Origin of the sequence: Pseudobacteriovorax antillogorgiicola (assembly GCF_900177345.1) — a bacterium.
GTDB lineage: Bacteria > Bdellovibrionota_B > Oligoflexia > Oligoflexales > Oligoflexaceae > Pseudobacteriovorax > Pseudobacteriovorax antillogorgiicola.
This window is the reverse complement of record NZ_FWZT01000032.1, coordinates 25,575-49,678: the sequence shown is the minus strand read 5'-3', so window position 1 is coordinate 49,678 and position 24,104 is coordinate 25,575. Positions and strand designations below refer to the sequence as shown.

The following is a 24,104-nucleotide window of genomic DNA, read 5'->3' as shown; positions in this document are numbered from 1 at the left end:
ACTATGAAGATTTTCAATTGGTCAGATTTAAATAGCGAAGAGCAGGCTTTCGTTCTTTCGAGGCCAGCCTTGGATCAATCCGCCAGTGTTTCAGAAAAGGTTGCTCAGATCATCTCTCAAGTTCGGCAAAATGGAGATGAAGCCGTCAAGGCTCTTACGGAGACATTTGATGGAGTCACCTTAGATCATCTAGCCGTGAGCCCAGCAGAATTCGAAGACGCTGAGTCGAGTATATCAGCGCGAAGTCGTGAAGCAATCCTTACAGCAATCGAAAATGTGAGTAAGTTTCACGAAGTCCAAAAGCCGTCGTCGATTTCTATTGAAACGATGCCTGGTGTTACCTGTCGCCGCGAAGCTCGGCCCATTGAGCGCGTTGGGCTATACGTTCCTGGCGGTACCGCCCCCTTACCATCGACAGTGGTCATGCTTGGTGTTCCTGCGACCATAGCTGGGTGCCCTCTCAAAGTGCTATGCACACCTCCCAGAAAAGATGGCAGCATCGACCCTCATATTCTTGTTGCAGCCAAGCTCACTGGAATCGATCAAGTCTACAAGGCTGGTGGGGCCCAGGCTATTGCAGCCATGGCATTCGGTACTGGATCCATACCTTCAGTCTCTAAAATCTTTGGTCCAGGAAACACATGGGTTACTGAAGCCAAATTGCAGGTTGCCAAAGACCCTGCGGGTGCCATGTATGATATGCCTGCTGGCCCTTCTGAAGTTATGGTTATTGCCGATGAGAATGCTAGCCCCGACTTCATCGCTTCCGACCTTCTGTCTCAGGCAGAGCATGGTGTCGACTCCCAGTCGATCCTTGTAACGAATTCGAAGCACATAGCTGAGCAAGTGGTTGAGGCTGTTATGACCCAATTATCACAGTTATCCCGCAAAGATATTGCAGCTATTGCCCTTGAGAAAAGCAGGATCATCACAACTGACAACCTGAGCGAAGCCTTAGCAATCTCCAATCGCTATGGTCCCGAGCACTTGATTATCCAAGTGACTGATCCTGAGTCATGGACGAGCAAAATTCACAATGCTGGCTCCGTGTTTCTGGGTCCTTGGTCCCCTGAATCTGTGGGAGACTATGCCAGCGGCACCAATCATGTGCTTCCAACCTATGGCTATGCAAAAGCTGTCAGTGGCTTGAGCTTAGACTCGTTCTTAAAGCAGGTTACCTTTCAAAACTTGAGTGCAGAAGGCTTGTGCTCTTTAGGGCCAACAGTCGAACACCTTGCTGAACTGGAAGGTTTAGATGCTCATAAAAACGCTGTCAGCATTCGCCTCCAGCAGCTCAAGGGAAAAGGTTTGTCATCATGAAAAAGCTATTATTCATCGACCGAGATGGTACCATTTGCAAAGAGCCGGAGGATGAACAAGTTGATCGCATCGATAAGATCGAATTACTTACGGGAGTCATCCCTAGTTTATTAAAGCTCCAAAGTCACGGCTATACTCTAGTCATGATCAGCAATCAAGACGGTTTGGGGACAGAGAGTTTTCCTCAAGAAGACTTTGATGTTCCACATCAGTTCTTGATGAAGCTACTACAAAGCCAAGGGATTCAATTCGAGACTACTTTGATTTGCCCACATCTGCCGTCAGATCAGTGCGGCTGCCGTAAGCCCAATCTTGATTTGGTTCTGCCTTATTTGCAAGATCCTCATTGGGATCGAGATCGCTCCGCTGTCATCGGCGATCGGGACTCCGATCTACTCTTAGCGGAACGCATGGGAATTCGTGGCATTCGTGTTAATGAACCTGATGCCACGCAAGGTGCATCGTGGGATGATATCGCTCACGAGCTAACGTCTCTTAGGCGTCAAGCCACTGTCAGCCGCAAGACGAAGGAAACTGCAATCAACATTGAAATCGATCTCGATCGCACAGGTCTGAATCACTTCGCCACAGGAATTGGTTTTTTCGATCACATGCTAGAACAGTTGCCCAAGCACGGTGGCTTTTCACTCAAGGTTGCCTGTGAAGGTGACCTTCATATCGATGACCACCATACGGTAGAAGATATCGGCTTAGCACTGGGACAGTGTTTCCGCAAAGCTCTTGGCGACAAGATTGGCATCCAGCGCTACGGCTTTGTATTGCCCATGGATGAGTCTGAAGCAAAGGTAAGTCTCGACCTTGGTGGTCGCCCTTACTTTATTTTTAAGGGAGAGTTCAAAAGGGATATGGTTGGCGAACTGGCCACAGAAATGGTGCCTCACTTCTTCAGATCGTTTGCTGAGTCTCTAGGAGCAAACCTTCACATGAGCATTGAAGGCGGCAACGATCACCACAAAGTTGAAGGACTTTTCAAAGGTCTCGCTAGGACGCTTCGCCAAGCTGTGAAAAACGACCAATCGGGTGAACTTCCATCTACAAAGGGAATGCTATGATAGCCATTGTCAACACCGGAGGATCAAACCTTTCCTCTGTTAGTAATGCCATAGACCGACTGGATTGCCCCTGGATCATCACTCAGGACCCAGACATCATACTTAAGGCAGAAAAAGTTCTTCTACCCGGCGTGGGAGCAGCACGAGCTTCTATGGACAAAATTATCAAAGCGGAGCTTAGTGAGATGCTACCGCGATTGACTCAGCCAACGTTAGGAATCTGCCTGGGAATGCAGTTGCTTTTCGAGGGTTCGGATGAGGGTCAAACAGCCTGCCTGGGTATGATCCCTGGCCGGGTGACGGCAATTCCCAGGAACGAAGGACTGACGCTACCCCACATGGGCTGGAACCGCTTAAGTTTCAAATCAGATAGTGCCTTGCTAAAAAATGTGGAAGAAGGCTCTTTTGTTTACTTCGTCCATTCATTTCAAGGCCCGATTAATCAGTACACAAAAGCAGCGACCCATTACGGTGTGGAAATTCCAGCCCTTGTTGAGAAAGATAATTTCTTTGGTGCCCAATTTCATCCTGAAAAATCTGCTGCCATTGGCCAAACTATGCTTAGGAACTTTATTGCCTTATGAAAATTTATCCTGCTATCGACATGATTAATGGCCAAGTTGTTCGTTTAACTAAGGGCCTCTTCGACCAAAAAACAATCTATAACGATAACCCTGTGCAGATGGCTAAAGAGTTTCAAGCCATGGGAGCCACCTATCTTCATGTTGTGGACTTAGATGGAGCGAAGCAAGGTGCTCCCCAGCAAACGAAAATTATCCGCACAATTGCTGAGGAAACTAAGCTCAAACTCCAGGTTGGCGGCGGAGTCCGAAGTGCCGGTGATGTATCAGAACTATTAGACGCTGGTGTGGATCGTGTCATCATCGGCAGCCTAGCTGTGAAGGATATGGCCGCAACAAAAAGAATCTTAGAAACTTTTGGGGGTGAACGTATCACCTTAGGCTTAGACGTCTCGCTTAACGATGCCGGAACCCCAATGGTCGCCACCCACGGTTGGCAAGAAGTATCAAACCTGACTGCAGATGAAGTTCTGAACGAGTACCTGTCACTCGGCTTATCACAAGTGCTTTGCACAGACATCAGTCGCGATGGAACACTTACAGGACCAAATTTCGAACTCTACAAAGAGCTTTCCCTGCGCTTCCCTACCGTAAAGTTTTTAGCTTCTGGCGGTTTGAAGTCTGTGGATCAGGTTAAGGCACTGAAGGCTGACAATGTGGGTGGCGCCATCATCGGCAAGGCTATTTACGAAGGCACCTTAGACTTGAGGGAGGCTTTGATATGTTAAGCAAACGAATCGTTCCCTGCTTGGATGTACGGGATGGTCAAGTTGTAAAAGGGGTTAAGTTTAAGAACCATGTGATTCTTGGCGAGATCCTCGACCTTGCTCAGCGCTACCGAGACCAAGGGGCTGACGAGCTGGTATTCTATGACATCACTGCCAGTGCTGAAAAACGAACCGTCTCGACCAAGTGGATCGAAGACACTGCACAGGTCATCGATATCCCTTTCTGCGTAGCTGGGGGCATTCGCTCTGTAGACGATGCGAGGCGAGTTTTGCACGCCGGTGCCGATAAAGTCTCGATCAACTCACCAGCAATCGAACGACCTGACCTAATCAATGAACTTGCAAAAGAATTTGGCTCTCAATGTGTGGTCATTGGCGTCGACTCTGCCCTTCAAGATGATGATTACTACATTTGGAAGTATACCGGTAGCGAATCAACGGCTCAAAGTGCTGGTAAAAAGACAATGGACTGGCTAGTCGAGGTTCAGGAACGGGGAGCTGGAGAAATCGTCCTCAACTGCATGGGAGCCGATGGCACCAAAGTTGGTTACGATCTTAAGCAGCTCCGCATTGCCCGCGATTTCTGCCAAGTTCCGCTGATTGCCTCAGGTGGTGCTGGCAGTCTGGAAGACTTCAAAAATGCTTTTATCGATGCCAAAGTCGATGCTGCTCTGGCAGCTGGAGTCTTTCACCGTGGAGAGATCACAGTTCCAGATCTGAAACGATATTTGAAATCTCAGGGCCTGGAGGTTCGGCTATGATCAATCAAGTCAATTGGCAAAAAGTTGACGGGTTAGTGCCCGCTGTTGTCCAAGATGCGAATAGCAAGGATGTCCTCATGCTTGGCTATATGAATCAAGAGGCATTGGCACAAACTATCGAAACTCGTAGGGTTACATTTTTCAGTCGAAGCAAGTCTCGGCTGTGGACGAAGGGTGAGACATCGGGTCATTTTCTGGAGTTAGAGGAGATTAGTCTCGACTGCGATCAAGATACGTTTCTTATTAAAGCTAGGCCGATCGGCCCCACATGTCACCTAGGAACTAAAACCTGCTTTGGTGATGTTGCCACCGACGTCAGCTTCCTTAAAGAGCTATCAAACGTTATCGAACAGCGATTTGAGCAGCGGCCCGAAGGGTCATATGTGAGTCGACTGATCGATAAGGGCCTCCATAAGATGGCTCAAAAGGTCGGTGAAGAGGGGGTAGAAGTCGCGCTCGCTGCGAAAGATGATGACAAGCAGGAGTTTCTAGGAGAGTCTGCTGACTTGCTGTTTCATCTAATGGTGCTATTAAAGGCAAAAAATTGTACCATAGAAGAGGTTTGTCAGGTCCTTTACGATCGCCATTCTAATCAATCTCCCTCCTAATAGCAAAAAATCAGATCGGCTAAAGTTCCGATCTGATATGGCTTTAAGCCTTTATAGATACGTCACATGTCTTTATGTAAAATTTATTTGCCTCATCCTGCCATAGTGTTTATCAATAATGTAGGGCACACTCTAGGGAAAGGTGGAAAATACTATGAAAGGACTTATGATTCATGTTCCTCTGATCGTCTTCATTCTAAGTCTTTTGTTTGTACTTATGTCAGGCAGACCATCAAAACATGAAAAGCAGGATCAACGAGATTTATTTTAATGGAGAAGATCCAGAATTTTCTTCCCAAATTTCTCGTATTTACTCGGCCCTACCCCCGATATTCCGAGTAGATCTTCCTCAGTCTTAGGCAAATTCAAGGCAATTTCCTGAAGTGTCCGATCGCTTAGAACACGAAATGCGGGCATTTTTTTGAGTTTAGATTCTTTAAGACGCCAGTCCTTGAGCTTCTGATAGACAGCATCGTCATAGCCTGTGACCGCTGCCTTCCTACTGACTCTCTTGCTAGGTTTCCGGCTAGCACCAGAACGCTTCAAATCTTGAATATCGGCAATTTGCATGGTGTTCAGGTGCAATTGGTTCATAATTCTTAATCGAAAAAGGACGCGGTAAGAGATATCTTTACCATCTTTTTGAAAAACTTTAGTTTCCGTGCCTACGAAATCTTCTCGCACTAGAAGGTCAATGTACTCCTCAAGTCGACTGCGACTCACCTTGAGAGGATCCATATGATTCCGTTGGAGCGTGCCTACCGCTAAATAGCGATCCGAACTCAGCGCGCTCATAATCGTTTTCAAGTGCTGTTTCTCAGTCTCATCGAGCAGCCGCAAACTTTTCACATTGGTATTATCAGGAGCACACACATCGCAGATGCCACATACCACACCATTAGCATCGGGGTCTCCAAAGTGCTCCATAAGTTGCAACATGCGACACTGACCTTGGTTTTGAGCATACTGAGAGACTTCCTTGAGTTGACCAAAGCGATGCTGCCGCTGAGCTTCATAGGCCAGCTCCCAAGCCTTACCTGTTGTAAAAACCTCATCATTCCCCTTAAACTCTATAGCCCCATGGACCCAAAGTTTTTCTAGATAGGTTTCAATATCGTCTTTTTCAACCGGAGGTCTTAGCATTGTTCGCTCGATACCTGCATCAGGGATTTGTTTTAGGACAGCCTTCAAATCAATCCGTTCGGGATAATTTTTCTTGTGAAAAAACTCGTGAGTCTTAAAGTCGCCAAATGAGAAGAACATCACAGCTCGGGACAGGTTCCCATCCCGCCCCGCACGACCGATTTCTTGGTAGTAGCCCTCCATGCTTCCAGGAAACGCCATATGGATCACCATCCGAACATCGGGCTTATCTATTCCCATTCCAAAAGCAATTGTCGCGACCATGACATCAACTTTGTTTTCAAGGAAGTCTCGTTGCACCTGGGCGCGTCGCTCGGCAGACATTCCAGCATGATAGATCTGCGCTCCTTGCCCTAGCTTTGCAGCACACTCCTCGGCCTGCTTGCGCGTGGGGGCATAAACAATCGCTGGCCTATGCTGCTCCTTACTCAAGAGCTTCCTGATCACCTCGACCCGCTGCGGTCGACTGACTTCAACACTTTCAATGGCGATATTGGTCCTGCGAAAGCCATGACTATGAATACTAGCTTCCACAAGACCAAGCTGATCGACAATATCTTTCTGAACACGAGGTGTTGCTGTCGCGGTCATCGCAACGATCACAGAAGGCCTCAAAGGTTCAAGTCGCTCTTTCAACATGCGATAGTCAGGGCGAAAGTCATGGCCCCATTGAGAGATACAGTGAGCCTCATCGATAGCTACCAATGTGGGCTTTCGTTTTCCCAAAAGTGGTACAAAACCAGGGACACCTAACCGCTCTGGAGCAATGTAAAGGAAATCAAGCTGACCTTCCAGATACTCCCGGCAGATTTCCCTAGACCTTTGACGTCCTTTACCAGAGTGAATGGCTTCTGCCCTCAAGCCAGTTGCTTGTAACTTCTCCACCTGATCGTCCATTAATGCAATCAAAGGGCTAATCACCACAGTGGTTCCGCCAAGCGCCATTCCTGGAAGCTGATAGCAAAGTGACTTTCCCGCCCCCGTTGGCATCACGAGTAGAGCATCTCGACCTCTAACGATGTCTCTGCAAACATCCTCTTGATATGGCCGAAAGCGTTCAAAGCCGAAAATCTTTTTAAGCAGAGGGCGAAGCTCTGCGGCGGGGGTTTTATGTCGAATCACTTCTTGTCCAATTTTTAAGTCTGAAGATGCCCCAGCCATAGCTGGAATCTGCGTCGAGGGGCGAGCCGGCGCCTGTTCAAGCACTTTTGCAACTGCCTTGCTAACAAAAGACTGGATATCCTGGGAAAACTGCTTCAAAGATATTTTACCGTCTTGAACTTGCCGCAGGGTAAATTCCCATTCTCCTGTCATTTTTGGGCTTTTGACATCATCATGAACCAGCTCGATCAACCGCAAGCCCTTTCTGCTGACGTGAAACTGCTTACCCTCGCGCACCAAATATTGGCGCTGAATCAAAGTTTCAATGATCGAGCTACGGGTAGCCGGTGTTCCCAAGCCCCGCTCTTTCATAGCGGCGGAAAGCTCCTTATCATTCAACTGACGACCAGCTGTTTCCATAGCTGTGAGCAAACTAGCATCGGTAAGCCTTGGTGGTGCTTGAGTTTGCTTCTTGAGTTCTTGCAACGATGCAAGATCAACCGCCAGGTCTGCTTGTAGATACGATGGCAGGAAACGATCTTTGTCGTTCCCCTTCCCCGTTTCCAGGGATTTCCAGCCGCGCTCCAGCTGCTTTTTTCCCCGAGCTTGAAATACATTATCTTGATGCTCATGGCCCTTCACCAAGACGTTGGTACTGGCATAGCGATACGGTTTTTGCCAAGCCATAAGAAAGCGTCTACAGATGGCATCAAACACGTTAGCCTGGTCTTGACTCATGCGGGATGAAAGGACTCCGGTAGGGATAATCGCATGGTGATCAGTAACGCGACCGTCATTGATATAGCGTGACCCAAGTGGTCTATTTCCCGTGTCTTCCTGAATCTGATCATCATAAGGCTCACGGATCGATTGCACAATCCGGGGCAGCCCGCTAGTCATATCTCTCGATAGATATCTAGAGTCTGTTCTTGGATAGCTAATGAGCTTTAGATTCTCGTATAGTGACTGAGCGATATCCAAAGTTTTCTGAGATTGAAACCCATAAAGCCGATTGCAGTGTCTTTGCAGTTCAGTCAAATCAAAAAGCAAGGGGGGTTCTAGCTGAATCGTCTTTTCTTCGACCTTTTCAACTTGATAGCGATCACCCTTTAACTCTTCCAGAACAGCTTTAAGAATTTTATCATCATCCTTGAAGCGCTTGGCTTTTTTGCTTTTGAGATCGAAGAGCATCGCAGTGAACTCTTCCCTCTGTCCGTGGCCCCGAAACACCCCTTGAATTTCTCGGTAATCCTCTGGGACAAAATTTTGAATGTCTAGCTCACGCTGCGCTAAAATCGACAGGGTCGGTGTTTGAACACGGCCCACTGAGAAGCTATCGCCAAAACACAAGGAGTAGGCCCGTGACAGGTTCATCCCCACTAGCCAATCAGCGCGGCTCCGTCCCCGTGCTGCATCTGCCAGTGAGTCGTAGTCTTTGACGGGACGTAGCCTCTCGAATCCTGTGCGAATCGCTTCAGGAGTGAGTGAAGAAATCCAAAGGCGCTGCATTGGCTTTCGACAAGACGCCTTCTCGATAATATAGCGAAAGATCAGCTCTCCTTCGCGCCCAGCATCTGTGGCACACACCACGCGCTCACTGCTGCCAAGTAAGCGCGTTACCACCTCCAATTGACTTTTAGTTTTTGGATTACCGAGGAGTGGCCAACGCTCAGGAATCATCGGTAGGGTATCGCGACGCCACTCCTTCCATCGAGGGTCAATCTCGTGGGGCTCCGCAACACGGACAAGGTGTCCTAGCGCCCAAGTAACCTGGTAGTTTGAACCTTCCCAATATCCATCTCTTTTCTGATCGGCACCCAAGACCTTTGCAATATCGCGAGCCACCGAAGGCTTTTCTGCTACAACAACGACAGTCAATCTACTCCCTCCTATGTCCCCCAAGGTAACAAACCGACAGCTACGTGGTCTACGGACATTTTACAAGGAGCTTGCGCTACCTTGAAGGTCTTTACCAAAACATTAAATCCATTAATTACAGTGCATTAAATCAAGATCTCAAGTCGTGAACTGACGAACCGATGTCATGAATACATCTTACGGAATGGTAAGTCAGAGTTCAGCCAAGATACCCGATTGTTAGGATACGCGGGTTTAAACTCGGCAGCGAAAAACTTGTAAGGGATCAGCATGGCAGAAAATCCAGTAATACTGGTGGTAGACGACAACGAGATCCAGCGTGGCATGATGAAGGCCCGACTCCTAAAAAAAGAGTATGAGGTGATCGAAGCGTCCAGCGGTAGCGACGCGCTAAAAATAATTGACTCTTCGAAGATCGACCTGGTTTTGCTTGATCTTAATATGCCCGGAATCGATGGTCACGAAGTTCTTGATGAAGTTCGCAAAACCTTTACCTCGATTCAGCTACCAATCATCATGGTTACTGCAGAAGAAGACCCAGATACGATCATAAGCTCATTTGAAAAAGGGGCGAACGACTACATACTTAAGCAGATTTCATTCAAAATAGCCTTGCAGCGGATCAACACCCAGCTCAAACTCAAAGTCCTTGCAGAAGAGTCTGCCAAGTCCCAAAAGATCGAAGCGATTAATGCGATGATTGTTACCTACAATCACGAAATCAATAACCCCTTAGCCATTGCCTATGGCAATTTGGGCTCTGACTTTTCTAAGTTTGATGAGACAAAGTTCAACCGCACGTTGCAAGCCTTGGAGCGTATCAAGGACCTGGTGGCGAAGATCCAAACCCTTGACGCCTCCGATGTGGAGTACTCCTCTTACACATCAAAATCAAAGATGCTGAAAATTAGCTAAGGTTTGATATGCCAAGCCTTTGGTTGAAGGAAAGTTTCCAGCCCCATCCGCCCCAGAGTTGAGCCTAGTCCTGAATGGCCCCGGCCAGACCACGGTGTGTAAGGACTCACCCGATCACAGCAGTTTGTATATACAGTTCCTGCGTGGACGTGAAACATGATATTTCGGGCACGATCCAAATTTCTGCAATAAACCGATGCTGTCAAACCATAGTCAGTATCATTCATTAACTCCACTGCCTCTTGGTCGGAACTCACCTTCTGAATTCCGATGATCGGCCCGAAGCTTTCCTCTACCATGAGCTTCATTTGATGGTTAGCCTCAGTTAATACCGTTGGCTCAAAATAATAGCCTACGCCCTCCGTTGGGTTGCCACCAACTTGAAGAGTCGCCCCCTGTTTCACCGCATCCGCGATCTGATTGTTAAGAACCTCGATCTGCTCCTTGCGGGTTAGGGGCCCGAGGTAGGTACTCGGGTCTTCAGGTTTACCCACCTTAAACCCTTCGACCGCCTCGATAAATGCAGCTACGAAACCATCATAGATTTTTTCATGGACATAAACCCGTTCAACTGCACAGCAACTTTGCCCGCAGTTATAGAAAGCTCCATCTGCCACAGCTGCAGCTGCCTGAGAAACATCAACGTCTTCGGTAACATAGCATGGGTCCTTACCACCCAGTTCGAATCCCACCTTGACCAGACGAGATGCCACTTCCTCATTGATCTTCCGCCCTGTGTCGTGGGAACCGGTGAAAAAGACTCCATCGATCTTTTGCTCCATGAGCATAGCACCCACCTGACCATCACCGATAACAGGAGTCATAACATTTTCAGGAAGCCCCGCTTGCAACATCAACTCCACAAGCCTCTGGCCTGTAAGTGAAGCGTATTCAGACGGTTTATAAAGCACTCCATTGCCAGCTAAAAGTGCTGGCACAAATACATTGGTACCAACAAAATATGGATAGTTCCATGCCGAAATATTAGCTATAACTCCGAGCGGTTCCCAGGAAACCATCTCCCGCACAGTTTCATCACGATACACCTCTTGGGTCTTGATGACTTCTTCAATGGTCTCATTAAAATAAATCAACCGTGCATCAGTCGCCTTGATTTCATTGCGAACCTGATGAACTGGCCTTCCAGTTTCAAGACTTGTGTCCCGTGCGCAAGCATCAGCGTTGTCTTGAAGTAGAACCCTAAATTTCTCGATAATCTCTTTTCGCTCTTCAATGGCCACCTGCCCCCAGGAAATTTGAGCCTGGCGACAAAGCTGGTACTTACTGCCAATGGATTCTTGGGTATCAGTTACCAGCTGTTTTATTAATTCTTCCGTTGCGGGATTAATTACACTTAACATCGGAATATCCTTACATGGATGCTTCAAAAAGCTGTTTAAAATCTTGACGGCTCACAGGTCTTGGCCCCAGTGGGTGGCAAATATCAGCCTCAGCCACATCTAGTAGGCGATCGTTGACTTGAATATCTAGCTTCGCCAATCCCGCAGGAATCTGAAGATCGTCCTTTAGCTCCTTCAGCCATTGAATAAAATCATCTCCAGATGCCCTAGATACCACCTGAGCTAAAGTTTCAAACTTCTCTGGCACAGCAGTTTGATTAAAGCTCATGCACGCCTCAAGCATCATTGCATTCGCGAGACCGTGATGGGTATCGAAAACAGTTGATAAGGCGTGAGCGCAGGAGTGATTCAACCCAAGACCTTTTTGAAAGGCAACTGCTCCCATCATTGATGCAGCTAGCATATCCTGCCTGGCATTAATATCCGAAGGGTTATGAAAAGCTTTACTAAGGCTCTTGCTCACCAGACGAATGCCTTCTAAAGCAATCCCATCGCACATAGGGTGAAAACCTTGAGCGAGATATGCCTCCAAGAGGTGAGTCAGGGCATCAATGCCCGTAGCAGCGGTTACACCCGGCGGAAGTCCCAGAGTAAGTGCAGGATCGGCAATCACTAAGTCCGGCAACATTTTTGGGGAAAAAATGATTTTTTTAGCCTTGGATACATTATCTGAAATGACCGAACTTCGGCCCACTTCGCTACCTGTTCCAGCAGTTGTAGGCACTGCTACCATGAAGGGAAATGCTTCATTTGAAGGGCGTGCGTCAGGCTTCCCATCTTCGTAGTCGAAAAGCGCACCTGGATGATTGGCCATCAAGGCAATAGCCTTCCCTACATCCATGGTTGCTCCCCCACCAATCATCACAATGCAATCCGCCTGGTACTTTTTGAAGGCGTCGACACCACCCGTGACATCTGACTCAACGGGGTTGCCACCCATATCTGAATACACCTCAACAGAAAATCCTCTCTCTTTCAATTGAGCGCAGGTGTCCACAAGAAAAGGTAGTTTTGCAATCACTCTATCTGTAACGATCAGTGGTCTTTGAAAACGATCGAGCAATGAAGCTGGTAGCTCAGCAATAGCCCCAGAACCGAAGCGGACCGTAGTCGGAAAATTAAATTGTGTAATCATCGATTGAATCCGCTCTAAATGATTTCAAAGTAACGTTTCAGCTCCCAGTCAGTAACAGCCTGCTGGGCTTGGCGCCACTCCCAAAGCCGGGTATTCACAAAATGCTCAACAAACGGTGCACCGAACAGTTCACTAGCAATTTCTGAGCGTCCCATGAGCTGAGCTGCCTGCTCCAAATTGCTAGCCAAGGCCGTCCCGGCCTCGCTGTTGTACCCATTGCCACGAATGGGGTCGCTATCGAGTTCGAGCTTATGCTCAATACCATACAGCCCGGCAGCCAAGCTTGCAGCGATTGACAAGTATGGGTTCATATCCGCTCCCCCTACCCGAGCTTCTACCCGGCAACTTTTTGCACTGCCTGGTATCACACGAAAGGCAACCGTACGATTGTCGATTCCCCAGTTGGCCCGCGTCGGTGCCCAGAACCCTTCCACCAACCGTTTGTAGCTGTTCATAGTCGGTGCAAACATCGGCAAAATTTCGGGTAGAAGCTTTATTTGGCCAGCGAGATAGTGCTTAAATAAGGGGCTCATCCGTGCATCGTCATTCGCATCAAAGAAAAGATTGCGATCGTCGTCCCAGAGACTCTGATGAATATGACCGCTACTGCCTGGTAGTTCGGTATTCCAACGAGCCATGAACGTGGGTAAAATATTATGTCGGTAAGCAATCTCTTTCACAGCTGTCTTGAAGAGTATGGCGCGATCACCCTGGGTTGCGGCATCACAGTTCATGATTGCAGCTTCATAGACTCCAGGCCCCGTCTCCGTATGAAGCCCCTCAAGAGGAACGTCGAACTCTTCAAGAAGATCCATAAGATCGTGAAAATAGGGGCTGGCATAGCTGGACCGTAGTGCTGAGTAACCGAACATTCCAGGTGTCAGTGGCTTCATCCCCCTAAAGTCCTTGCTGTGCAGGCTATCGGGAGTCTCGTCAAAGTTAAACCACTCGTACTCGACCCCAAACCGAGGCTTGAAGCCCATAGTCTCGGCCCGGGCACAGACCTTCTTCAATAGCTGTCTAGGGCATACCCCTAAAGGTTGATCTTGATCGTCGACGAACTCCCCCAGAAAAAAGGGCACGTGATCTTCCCAAGGAATGGTGCGGAAGGTTTTTGGATCAAGTCGAACATCTGCGTCTGGGTAGCCTGTATGCCAGCCCGCATAGGAAACATTATCATAGCAGACATCGGCGGCATCCCAGCCGAAGACCACGTTACAAAACCCAAAGCCACTCTTCATCGCCGACAGAAATTTTTCCTTATGGATGTACTTTCCTCGAAGCACTCCATCCATATCGACAATGGCTACTTTGACCTTTTTGTGGTGGGTGTTTTCTATCTTTTCTAAAAGCTTGGGATCGATCGGCTCAGACACACTAGACCTCATTTCAATAGATTCGCGTCGGTAGCAGTTTCATAAGCATCAAGACTTAGGTAGCTTAACATTGAATTTGTAAAAGGAACAAAATTTCAATTGTGTTATATAAGAAAGCCGTAGAATAGACCACTCGTAGGAAGACCCATGTACCAATGCACTAGTTATGGTTCGAACCCAGAAGAATACAGCGTTCTTGTTGTGTCGCCCCACAGCGCCGATGGCAAGGAGTTTTTTGATCAGTTTCCCGAGATTGTGAATCACCCATTGATCAAGAGTCATTGGGACTTATTTGAGCAATACGTGGAAATTGAACGTGATAAGGGTGCCGATCAGCTAGCTCATCAGCTTGGGCATCAGCTAGCACAGCGCGGAATATCGAGTATGGTTCTTGAGTGGCAGTACCCAAGGGCCATTGTGGACGGGGGGCGAATTTTAAGCCACTGTTTACGCCCGTGCCTGCCTCCCACCTTGCAAGAGCAGCTCAATGATCGCCTCTTAGGGATGCACAAGCGAAGTTTAGAGAAACTAGAAGAGCTGCATCAAGTGATCAATGATCGCCATGGCTTTGTTATTGACATGCATACGATGGCAAGTTTTTCGCCAATGAACGATGGTAAAATTGAAACCAAACCTGTTTCATTCGAGGGGCTCAGGGCTTACTGTCAGCAGTTTACTGATGCGCCACGCACGCCAGATAATCTTCGCCTTTTCGATGTGATTACCCAGGATGAGGATGCTAGGGAAATCGCCCATCCGCGGCTTAAAAAAGCCATCATTGACAGCCTCAATCGAGCATCTATCGATTTTGTAGAAAATGACCCCTATTGTGCCGACTCTGCATTTCTAATGAATGTCCACCTGACTCGGTGCCCAGCCATTGCCCTAGACTTGCCTAAGCACTATGTAGCTTCCGTCGATAACCCCATGGATTTTTCATTGCCAGATTTCAACGTAGACTCAATCAAAGTGGAGCGGATAGCTAAACTCATTGCTGAAGCTACCAAGGACGCATTAACAGAAGCTTGAGAACTCATACTTCTTTGTAATTTTAATGAGATTCCAAAGTTTCCCCATGAGATACGAAACCCATTGCCGATACGCCGCTTATAAGGCGACTTTGAAATAGGTTGGAACGGGAAATGGTGAAACTCAAAAGTATGGATCTGAAGAAGAAGATTAATCTGAATATGGTTCCGATAGCCGTTATCACTGTGGCCCTCACCATCGTTGTATCAAGAGACCTCAGTAACAACGGCAAAGAACTTCAGGAGGCTCTAGTTTTCAAGTCAAATGTAGAACATTTACTCCCCACATCGCTGATCCAAGATGATGCCACGAAAGCTATGCTCCTCGACCCTGATCGACTTGGCTACTACTCTGAAAGAAAGATCGAGGCATATGACCTCAACCTCGAAAACCTTACCAAATTGCAAGAAAACACAAGTGACGAGCAACTTAAACAACGCATCACAGAGCTACTCAAAATCGACCAGGACTACCTTCGCCCACTGGACACCAAAATCCTAGAAACCCTATTTATGGACCAGCAGGAAGCTATCAAGATATACTTTGAAGAGTTTCTGCCCTGGCAGGAAAAGTACAACGATCTGCTTGGTGAAATCGGAAAGTTGGGCGAGAAGCGTGTCGGTGCCGCAAGAGAAGATTTTGCCAAGCGCAATCGTAATACGATTATTTTATTTGCTAGCCTGTTAGTAGGGGGTGCTCTTCTTGTTGGTGTTGCGCTGCGTTTCACTGCCCACATCATCTCCAAAAATCTAGTCAGTTCCATGGGAATCCTTCAAGAGGAATCTCAAAACTTCCATGATCTAGCCACCGAGATTCAGAAGACCGGAGCCAATCTTCGGGAGTACTCCACCTCCAACCAATCCGATGCTAAAGAGGCCATCAGTTTGGGATCAACTCTTGAAGATGGTAGCCGTGAACTGAAAGAGCTTTCGCGTGTAATCCATCGTGCCTCTGAATCTCTGGAGAACTTTGCAAACTTGGGTCGCAGTCGACTGCAAGACTTAGGCAACTCCAATCAGCAGCTTTCTAATGATTTCAGCAAGCTTACTCAGCTCAGTTCGGCAGTTGGCGACATTTCGAAAAAAATTGCCATGATCGATCAAATTGTATTCAAAACCAACCTGTTGTCGGTGAATGCTTCAATTGAGGCAGCCAAGGCAGGTGAGCATGGCAAGGGATTTTCTGTAGTAGCTGAAGAGGTGGGAACCCTAGCTTCATTGAGCGGTGAAATTTCGGAAGCCATTGCGGGGCGTCTTGAAGACGTTTCTACGTCTTGTACTACATTGATTTCTACCGCTAGAAGCAGTCTTGAAACTGAGAAGAAAGCAATCACAGAGCTTAATAAGGTGTTTGCGGACTTATTCCAGCAGTCAACTGAAATGGTTCAGATAGTACATCGAGTCAATGGCCAGATCGAGCAGCAAACAGATCAACAAAGTCAGATGTCACAGAAAATCTCAGACATCATTCGCCGATTCGATACCATGAACGAGATGATCAATAATTATTATGATGTGACGAGACAGGTCGAAAATAGCGAGCGCGGTATTAAAAATGTGGGGACGATCCTTCATAAACAGGTATTTGGCCAAGAAGAGGCTCCAACACCGTCTCCTGGAGACGAACAAGCAGCATGAAAAAAGCCGACCCCTTTCAAGAGACCGGCTCGACCAAATCATAAGAAATTAATTAGCCCTAGCGTGTAGAGCATTAGCGGGAAAAAGCGCCATCGCTATAGTCGAGGTGAAAGTCACCACGGCGATTCTTGCGGAAAGCAGCAACATTGTTGCCATCTACAAGTGGCTCCGACTCTCCAAGGTGGACACGAATCAAGCGCTGCTCATCGATCCCATGGCTGGTTAGGTAATCAAAAATCACCTTCGCCCGCTTTTCTGAAAGATGTTCGTTGTAATCCTCTGGTCCCTGTTTGTCAGCGTGACCACGAACAAAGATCTTTGCCAATGGATCTTTTTTCAAGCCTGCAACAATCTTATCCAAAGCTGCGGTATTGTCTGCAGTTAGGGCAGCGCTATCAAATTCAAACTTGATTCGAATATCTGCTGGATCAAAGCTTTCATAGTTCTCTTCGATCGCAAAATCTTCCACGGCTTGATCCGTAGTACTCGCTGGCTCATCCACCTCAAAGCCTGCTGGCTCTTCCTCTTGGGAATCCAAGGATGCCAGAAACTCATCTGAGGACTCAAGCTTGCCTTCTTCTTGGCTGGTTTGGCAGGCAACTGAGCCCAAGCCTAAAATAGCCAGGCAAAGTCCTGATTTTAATGCATTATTCAGGTTTGACATCAATCTACTCCAATCAAATCATTCAACACAGGTTTCATATCGTCGTCAAAGCCAGTTTAATCTGACTTAGTCAACTATACATATTATATGCCATAATTGCACCTGAAAACGACTTTAAGCCGTTATTATCAGTGCTTGTAGCGTGGGAATTTACGATATCGTTAATTATGAGGGGACTGATTGAAGGGAATCTCTTGGGAGATTGCCATTAAGGCTTCGGGAATACTGAGCTTTTGCCATGACCACTGATACTTTTCTCGCAACACATTGTTATCATTAGCCTCGTTTGGGTCTAAGTGCTCCCGAGCCTCTAAGGCGTCTAAACGTGATGAACAGTTTTCACCATCTTTGACACCACCAGATCTGGCGTTAAAACCAAGGCAGCCGTAGGGTTTCCACTCTGGAGCGATCGAACAGCCAAGGGCTTGATCTTTAAAGAATGGGCATGTGTAGCGACGTCGAGCAAAATTTCGAAGACCGTTGCTGGGCACTGGCTGATCTAATCGGAAATTTTTAATTGTTTCGAGGAGACGTTCCTCCAAACCCACGGTCCAGCGTTTTTCCATAACAAGATAGAGGTGCAAGTCCCAGGCCTCTAAAGGTGTGATTTGCATGGAGTTACCAACAAAGGTACAGCACACCCCAGAGCAGTCTCGGCAGCTGGTTCCTTCTTGCTCTAAACTACCCATGAGTTGAATTAGATTGTCTCGTCTCAAGCGACGCGAGTCACCGATCATATGCGGCCGCCTCATTTTGTTAGCGAGTCTATATAGGTTAGATCGAGACAATTTGCAAGATTCAAGCACAACCTTGAACAATGAAAGCCTTGTTTTCTATGGGGCGTTTTCGATTTCCATCTTAAAGATGTTAAAATAGAAAGAAATCTTGCAGCTCAAGGAAGTTCCATGGCCCAGATAATGTTCGTCCTTCGCCCATCAGAAAAAACCAAGGGCTTTGCGGAGCGGGTTGTTGAGCGTTTTAAAATGACGCAGAACATCCAGCTAAACCTTCTCATGGCCACCAACATCAACGATGTTGCAGGCCAACTAGAGTCTGGTGGAATTGCTATTATGTTCAACGAAACTCCTCTAGAGAAAAGTGAGATCAACCTTCTGTCCCAGTGTTATGCCAAGGCTAAGCGAAAGCCTTTCTTTATCCTTGATGACAATAATTATGACAAGCTCATCACAGCCGAAGTTTTGGCGTCTAGTAAGATTCCAGAAAACCTAATTGGTAAAGCAACTTCTGATTTTACGGAATCCTTCATGTACAATTGTGTTCGGAACTTACTAACCCCCCCAGGACAAAAACTTGATATTCGCTATATCAAAAGTATTGTGACCAGTGTCGGCGATGTCATCACTAAGAACACCCAATGCTCCATGGAAGCAAAGCCAATAGTTGAAACTAAGGCTAAGGAGGTGCCAGAAGAGATTGCGATGGTGTCTGCATTCTATGGCGACGGTTTCCTAGGCTCGATAACCATCGGAACCGAAAAAAAGTTGATGGTGACATTCGCTCAGAAAATGCTCTACTGTGATGAAAGCGATGTGACGACAGAAATGATTTCAGATCTGTCTGCTGAGCTATCGAATCAAATCCTCGGAGCCGTCCGTAACTCATTGAGTGAATTCGGCTGGCAACTCAAATCATCCATGCAAGTGGTTACGATGGGTGAAGAATTTTTAAATGCATCCACCTCCAATGGTCGATATTACCATTTGCCCTTCACCTTCCAAGATATGAAGTTTTCGCTATCGTTCTGCTACAATACCTACCAAACCTCAATTCGTGAAATCGAAGAAGAGTCCAGCTCTAGTGGGAAAAGCTCACTCGATGTCAGACTAGTGAACGGCTTTGATAGTGCCATTAAAAAAATCATTCCTGCAAATTTGGGCCAGGAAATCACCTTTGGACCCGTTCTGAAACACCAAAATATTCTCTATCACGAAGATTCACTCCACCTCTTTCACGCGGCGAGCTGGCAGGGAACTATCACGATCGGCCTTGAGATACCCAGATCTCTTTCCGAGTTCATTATGAAACAAACCATGGGCATGGAGCCTGGGGATGTCGATGACACGATGGTCAACGACTACTGGGGCGAAATTATCAATCAGGTGGGTGGCGAATTTCTAAAGCTCGTCAAAGGTGAAAACTATACTTTTCAAAGGATCTATCACGGCGAATTCTCTGGTCATGGGCTGGACTATGTGATCAAAACTCCTGGCCTCTACTTCAGACAAGACCTGATCATTGGGGAGGAGAGCTGCCGAGCCTTTTTTGGGGCAGATTCATCGTATGGTGATCAGTTTCATAATATTTGGCCCTATTTCCAAGCACTCCCTAGCTTTCACGGGCAAGAGAGTATCGAATCAAGCGCTTAGGGCTATTTGACGATAATCGTTTCGTAATCTAAGGTGAAGGAATCAGCGATAGTTTTTGACTTCTCTTGCTCTTCCGCCTCTCGTTGCTCTCTCAGCTTTCGATCGATATCTTCAATCTGATCATGCACCTTTTTAAAATCCTTAGGAGCTGTAGCCTGACATTTTTCAAACATTTCTCTGGCGTCCACTAGTTCGCCCTTCTTCTTTAAACATAGACCTAGATTAAACCAAAGTTTATGCTCCGCTGCCTTATCAGGAAGAAAGTTCATAGCGTTTCGATATAACTTCTGAGCCGAACGGTATTGGCCCTTGTTAGCCATAGAGATACCCTTCATATTGCAAAGTCTTGCTAATTGCAGGGCCTGAGACGAACCTTCGATTATCTCTTTAGCCACTTCAGTCTTGCCGCTGATCAAGTTAGCCGCTAAGTAGCCATGCTGAGCATCAACATTGTTTGGATCTTCCTCTAATGCTCTTTCATAAACAGATAAGGACTTCAGAGTTTCACCCTTTTCCACATAAACATGACCCCAGTGAATCATATTTTTGAGGTGTATTTCTGCCTTCTGTGTCATACGATTCATTACATCTTGATAGTGAGCTTCATCTCCACGCTCCAGATAAATCCTAGCTAGCAAAGAATCAGCTTCCATCGAGTTTGGAATCAGCTCTTGTGCTTGTTTAACCTCTGCAATAGCCTCATCATACTGCTTTAAACCGTACATAATTTCGCCCGCAAGCAGATGCGAGCGATATGGGTAAGGGTAACGCTTCTGGATAGCTTGATAGACCTTCATTGCCAAAGAAAACTCTTTCTTATGAATCGCTACCTGAAGCTTGGTTCGATACTGGAGAAGTTTTTGATTTTTCTTAATATAGTCTTGAATATCATGGAGTGTTTGAAAAAATTCCCCGGAGTCAAAGGGCTTAATTTGCCAAACAAATTCGGCTTCATCATAAAGTGTCGAGGCACTAGGGGATAAATCTTCCGAAACAAATATGATTGGAATTGCACAATAGCAAGGGTGGCTATGAAGATGGTGAAGCACATCAATAGTCTTGAGCTCTTCAGGAATGCTATTATGTAAGACAAAGAAGTCGCCACCTTCTACCGAATATTTCTCTCCAGCTTTGAACGGTTGCCACTGGTAGGGAAGCTGCAAGTACCGACGGTAGTGGTCCAATGCATTTCCAAGGCTCTGATTAACATGGATACAGGCACCAATCGGCATAAGTCAACCTACTGAAATGGAACGCACCTCCCACTATTCTAGTGGCTTTTCTGAGCAACTACAATCCTAGGTTCATTCTCGGCACATGATCGTTGAGATATTGGCTAGCACCTTTTGCAGCTGTGACGCATTTTCTGCGCGAAAGTAATCTGCTGGGGCAGTTGCGATCTTCTGGAGCCGATCCTCATCTGGTTTCTTGCCATAACCTACCGTAAAGATCCGAACACCGGAATCCTTCACTTTCTGTGCCTCGACGATCGGGTCAACATCACCACGATTATGATAACCATCGCTCAGAAACACCATGACAGGATGATCTTTGGCGATTCCTTGCAAGCTTTGCGCACCAAGCCGAAGACCTTCTGTCATATTAGTGAAGCCTCTCGCCTTGAGTTGATTCAAGCTGGAAATTACATCGTTGGTATTTTTTGTGAGGCTTTGAACACTCTCCGCTGAACTACTATAGCGAGTGAGAGAAGCCCGGTCACCGGTTTCCAAATTCCCAAGTAGGGATTTTGACGAGGTTTTGGCCGCATCCAGTTTTCCGCGACGCATAGAGCCAGATGTATCTATGACATAAGCAAAGGCAATCGGCTCTTGGCAATAATCAACCACGGGAGCGCATTTAAATAAGCCTCGCGCGTCCATCCCGTAAGCAGCGGAACCTGGAGGACATATACTCACAAACCTTTCGTCAAGAGCACCTGAGCAAGAAATCTGGCCATCCTCGCTGATACTCGTGACATATTCATCTTCAGGGCAGACGAAGGTCGCTGCACTGACTGTGCCTTCGATCTCTTGGAACTTCCGGTTCCCAAAATAGACTTTGCTATCTTTTCTTAGGGAATATTGAGTCTCTACTTCCGCTGGTTGGTTGCAACGGCTTTGCCCACCACCACAGGAAATGCGAAACCTCGTTTCAATATCCAGAGGGCATTCGCCGTCACAGGGTTCTCCTGCTAGCGTCCGCCTACCACTAACTCTCCGCCCACCTGCATCATATAGCGTGTAGGGCTGAAAGAAATTCATATGAATACAGCTCTGTGCTTCAATGCACTGATAGAGAGGGTGTCCCGCACCCATTTTATTGCCACTGACGCGCAGTGCCCCAAGGCTTGTGGCTGTTTCTTTCACTTGTCTTTCTGTCAGCTCAAGGCGGGTTTGCATTCGAACAATCTCAAGATAGGTTTTCCTCTTATCTAAAAGAATGATTGTAGACCCCACAGTACTCATCACAAGAGCACCAATCATTACCATCATTACTGTGCTGATACCAGACTCATCTTTTAACATTACCAAAACCTCTTCGCACAAAGAAGATCACCCTGACGATTCATCCCGCGCACGTAAAACTGATCTCTGTCATCACTATTAGCTTCAGCACAGTCCTTTGCCTTGACTTGAATTTGTCCGGTATCGATGTCACCAGCAGAGTTCTTCAATTTTATATCAGATAGAGCTACACAAAGAGGCTCCCCATTGATGCCCAAGCCCCTTAAGACCTGATTTTCCACACAAGTGGTGTACAAGTTGGGAAAGCGCTTGTTTCTAAAACGATTGGCTTCAAGGAAAAACTTGCGAATCGTCTTGTTCGACTTTGAGTCAACTATATCGTAACGAATCGTTAAGAACGAAGGGCTTTCACACACAGCCCCCACCGAACAATTGGTTTGCACCACAGTGTTTACTTGATAGGCCTCACATTTATCATCGAAACATAAATTGCCATTGGCATCATAGCGACTCCCGGCGCCACTGATTGGGTTCTTCTGCCCTTTCAGAAACACAGGCAGGGGGAAGTCTCGGTCGCTGCGGCAGGGAAGTTTTCCTTCTAGGCAAGCCTGAAGTTGCTTATCTTTAAGAAGACTGGCTGAATAGCGTAGGCTTTCCAGATCTGTGAGAAGAGGCGCAAGCCATGATTCGAGGCTATCCAGTGCTAGTATTTGCTCGGTCTTCCGAATATGATCTGTGATTGATGTGACTTTCATCATCACACCACCGAGGATCACCAGGAGTACCGCACCAGCGATCACTGATTCTACGAGTGTAAACCCATCACTTCTGGGCAGCTTCATGGGTTCCCCCGGAACTTTATATCCTGACAAAGTGGGTCGCCTTCGCTAGAAAAGCCTACTAAGAGCTGTTTTCCCAATAGGCAGTCGCCTGGCATCACACCTGTAATTGATCTCTGTAATTGCGGCGCTGGAACGCAGCGCAATCGTCCACCCCGCACGTCACTAGCTAGGTTTTTTTGATCATCTGCCCCGGTGGGACAAACTTGATTTGTATCAGAGCTTGGAGGCGTCGAAATATTTCGCTTTATACTACCTCGGCGTAGAACGGCGCCATCTGCAAAAATGGCGTAATCAACCAATATTGTCGCTGCCTTATCACAGCGGCCTGCATCTGCACAGAGCCCTCTCGCCAGCAGCTCCACTTCTAACGGACAGCGATCATTGTCACAGGTTTTACCATCGATAAAATATCGCAATGGAATCTGATGCTGGTTCGAAGCCCAAAGTTCAAGACTCATGGGAGTGGCTGAGCAAAGTTTAGCATCTTCAATCATGCAGGTTTTTAGTCTTGGGTTACGATTGATCGTTGCCGTAAATTTCTTCCGAGAAGACAAGGTGGATCGCAGGCTTTCCTCGATCTCGGACACCACAACTTTATTTTCTGTTAAGCGGGCCAAGTCCCGAACGACGAGAATGTTATCAATAGCAAAATAGGTGGTCGCGATTGCGAAGGCGATAGCGACCAACAGCTCGACGATGGAAAACCCAGACCGGATACCCATGGTGCCCTCTAAAATGTGGTCATTTGTCCTCAGCCTGAATATCGGTGGCCCCCAGAAAAGCCTTAATTGGCACGGGAAATGACTCGTCATTACCCAGCCTTAAATAAACAACTCAAGGCTTTACCCTTTCTTACCGAAGGTAAGGTGTTCTTTGAAACACTGCCTTTTGTGTGGGTTCCAAGAGCATGACGCTGTTTTGCCATTGACTTCTAGGGCAGGATAGTGGAAAAGTGTAGTGTCAGTTCATCCTTGTATCAATAGGTGACCTTATGAGAAGACAGCATTATAAATCGACTTTGACCGAACAGCCTTTTAGCTTCGCTTCTTTGCTACCCTGCCTCTGTTGCCTTTCTTGTTGTTGCTAACCGCAACTTTTTT

At 47.0% G+C, this 24,104-nt stretch carries 20 protein-coding genes; 10 read left to right on the top strand and 10 right to left on the bottom strand.

The window, feature by feature from the left end; translation table 11 throughout:
• Positions 1–3 precede the first annotated feature (3 nt).
• Genes hisD through hisIE form a run of 6 tightly spaced genes read left to right on the top strand, consistent with a single transcriptional unit; the run spans position 4 to position 5,071 of the window.
• A complete protein-coding gene (gene hisD, locus B9N89_RS28260; protein WP_132325355.1) occupies positions 4–1,320 on the top strand; it encodes a histidinol dehydrogenase in 1,317 nt (438 codons plus the stop codon).
• Positions 1,317–2,393: a bifunctional histidinol-phosphatase/imidazoleglycerol-phosphate dehydratase HisB gene (hisB, locus tag B9N89_RS28255; protein ID WP_132325353.1), complete on the top strand. Its 1,077-nt coding sequence runs from the start codon at positions 1,317–1,319 to the stop codon at positions 2,391–2,393. The genes hisD and hisB overlap by 4 nt, the downstream gene beginning before the upstream one ends.
• Complete coding sequence (hisH, locus tag B9N89_RS28250) at positions 2,390–2,977, top strand: imidazole glycerol phosphate synthase subunit HisH (RefSeq protein ID WP_132325350.1); 588 nt, start codon at positions 2,390–2,392, stop codon at positions 2,975–2,977. The genes hisB and hisH overlap by 4 nt, the downstream gene beginning before the upstream one ends.
• Positions 2,974–3,702 carry a 1-(5-phosphoribosyl)-5-[(5-phosphoribosylamino)methylideneamino]imidazole-4-carboxamide isomerase gene (hisA, locus tag B9N89_RS28245; protein ID WP_132325347.1) on the top strand — a complete coding sequence of 243 codons (729 nt, stop codon included), beginning with the start codon at positions 2,974–2,976 and terminating at the stop codon, positions 3,700–3,702. Before hisH ends, hisA begins: the two co-directional genes overlap by 4 nt.
• Positions 3,696–4,463: an imidazole glycerol phosphate synthase subunit HisF gene (hisF, locus tag B9N89_RS28240; protein ID WP_132325344.1), complete on the top strand. Its 768-nt coding sequence runs from the start codon at positions 3,696–3,698 to the stop codon at positions 4,461–4,463. The genes hisA and hisF overlap by 7 nt, the downstream gene beginning before the upstream one ends.
• Complete coding sequence (gene hisIE, locus B9N89_RS28235; RefSeq protein ID WP_132325341.1) at positions 4,460–5,071, top strand: bifunctional phosphoribosyl-AMP cyclohydrolase/phosphoribosyl-ATP diphosphatase HisIE; 612 nt, start codon at positions 4,460–4,462, stop codon at positions 5,069–5,071. The genes hisF and hisIE overlap by 4 nt, the downstream gene beginning before the upstream one ends.
• A gap of 267 nt (positions 5,072–5,338) precedes the next feature.
• Here the strand turns inward: hisIE and B9N89_RS28230 are convergent, their stop codons facing one another.
• A complete protein-coding gene (locus B9N89_RS28230) occupies positions 5,339–9,193 on the bottom strand; it encodes a DNA topoisomerase 3 (protein ID WP_132325338.1) in 3,855 nt (1,284 codons plus the stop codon).
• 270 nt (positions 9,194–9,463) lie between these two features.
• Here B9N89_RS28230 and B9N89_RS28225 point away from each other — a divergent pair, with 270 nt between their 5' ends.
• The gene (locus tag B9N89_RS28225; protein ID WP_132325335.1) at positions 9,464–10,108 is read left to right on the top strand and encodes a response regulator; all 645 of its coding nucleotides are present in this window, start codon (positions 9,464–9,466) and stop codon (positions 10,106–10,108) included.
• Here the strand turns inward: B9N89_RS28225 and B9N89_RS28220 are convergent.
• The 3 genes from B9N89_RS28220 to B9N89_RS28210 are packed head-to-tail and all read right to left on the bottom strand — an operon-like array spanning position 10,105 to position 13,992.
• On the bottom strand, positions 10,105–11,469 hold the full coding sequence (locus B9N89_RS28220) for an aldehyde dehydrogenase family protein (RefSeq protein ID WP_132325332.1): 1,365 nt from the start codon (positions 11,467–11,469) through the stop codon (positions 10,105–10,107). The genes B9N89_RS28225 and B9N89_RS28220 overlap by 4 nt on opposite strands.
• A 10-nt stretch (positions 11,470–11,479) precedes the next feature.
• Positions 11,480–12,604 carry an iron-containing alcohol dehydrogenase gene (locus B9N89_RS28215; RefSeq protein WP_132325330.1) on the bottom strand — a complete coding sequence of 375 codons (1,125 nt, stop codon included), beginning with the start codon at positions 12,602–12,604 and terminating at the stop codon, positions 11,480–11,482.
• 14 nt (positions 12,605–12,618) lie between these two features.
• On the bottom strand, positions 12,619–13,992 hold the full coding sequence (locus B9N89_RS28210; RefSeq protein ID WP_132325327.1) for a glutamine synthetase family protein: 1,374 nt from the start codon (positions 13,990–13,992) through the stop codon (positions 12,619–12,621).
• A gap of 135 nt (positions 13,993–14,127) precedes the next feature.
• Between B9N89_RS28210 and B9N89_RS28205 the strand changes: the two genes are divergently transcribed.
• Positions 14,128–15,009, top strand: a complete 882-nt coding sequence (locus B9N89_RS28205; protein ID WP_132325324.1) for a hypothetical protein — start codon at positions 14,128–14,130, stop codon at positions 15,007–15,009.
• A gap of 113 nt (positions 15,010–15,122) precedes the next feature.
• Complete coding sequence (locus tag B9N89_RS28200; RefSeq protein WP_132325321.1) at positions 15,123–16,646, top strand: methyl-accepting chemotaxis protein; 1,524 nt, start codon at positions 15,123–15,125, stop codon at positions 16,644–16,646.
• Between the two features lie 73 nt (positions 16,647–16,719).
• On the opposite strand, the gene B9N89_RS28195 is transcribed toward B9N89_RS28200, so the two are convergent.
• Both B9N89_RS28195 and B9N89_RS28190 read right to left on the bottom strand, forming a co-directional pair.
• Positions 16,720–17,310 carry an OmpA family protein gene (locus B9N89_RS28195; protein ID WP_132325318.1) on the bottom strand — a complete coding sequence of 197 codons (591 nt, stop codon included), beginning with the start codon at positions 17,308–17,310 and terminating at the stop codon, positions 16,720–16,722.
• A 161-nt stretch (positions 17,311–17,471) separates the two neighbouring features.
• Complete coding sequence (locus B9N89_RS28190) at positions 17,472–18,047, bottom strand: hypothetical protein (RefSeq protein WP_132325315.1); 576 nt, start codon at positions 18,045–18,047, stop codon at positions 17,472–17,474.
• Between the two features lie 168 nt (positions 18,048–18,215).
• Here B9N89_RS28190 and B9N89_RS28185 point away from each other — a divergent pair, with 168 nt between their 5' ends.
• Positions 18,216–19,697 (top strand): chemotaxis protein CheX, encoded by a 1,482-nt coding sequence (locus B9N89_RS28185; protein ID WP_132325312.1) that lies wholly within the window; start codon positions 18,216–18,218, stop codon positions 19,695–19,697.
• A gap of 2 nt (positions 19,698–19,699) precedes the next feature.
• On the opposite strand, the gene B9N89_RS28180 is transcribed toward B9N89_RS28185, so the two are convergent.
• The 4 genes from B9N89_RS28180 to B9N89_RS28165 form a co-directional block, all read right to left on the bottom strand.
• Positions 19,700–20,929 carry a tetratricopeptide repeat protein gene (locus tag B9N89_RS28180; protein ID WP_132325309.1) on the bottom strand — a complete coding sequence of 410 codons (1,230 nt, stop codon included), beginning with the start codon at positions 20,927–20,929 and terminating at the stop codon, positions 19,700–19,702.
• Between the two features lie 72 nt (positions 20,930–21,001).
• Positions 21,002–22,222, bottom strand: a complete 1,221-nt coding sequence (locus tag B9N89_RS28175; protein WP_132325306.1) for a vWA domain-containing protein — start codon at positions 22,220–22,222, stop codon at positions 21,002–21,004.
• The gene (locus tag B9N89_RS28170; RefSeq protein WP_132325304.1) at positions 22,222–23,004 is read right to left on the bottom strand and encodes a hypothetical protein; all 783 of its coding nucleotides are present in this window, start codon (positions 23,002–23,004) and stop codon (positions 22,222–22,224) included. Before B9N89_RS28170 ends, B9N89_RS28175 begins: the two co-directional genes overlap by 1 nt.
• Positions 23,001–23,726 carry a type II secretion system protein gene (locus tag B9N89_RS28165; protein WP_132325301.1) on the bottom strand — a complete coding sequence of 242 codons (726 nt, stop codon included), beginning with the start codon at positions 23,724–23,726 and terminating at the stop codon, positions 23,001–23,003. Before B9N89_RS28165 ends, B9N89_RS28170 begins: the two co-directional genes overlap by 4 nt.
• Between the last annotated feature and the right edge of the window lie 378 nt (positions 23,727–24,104).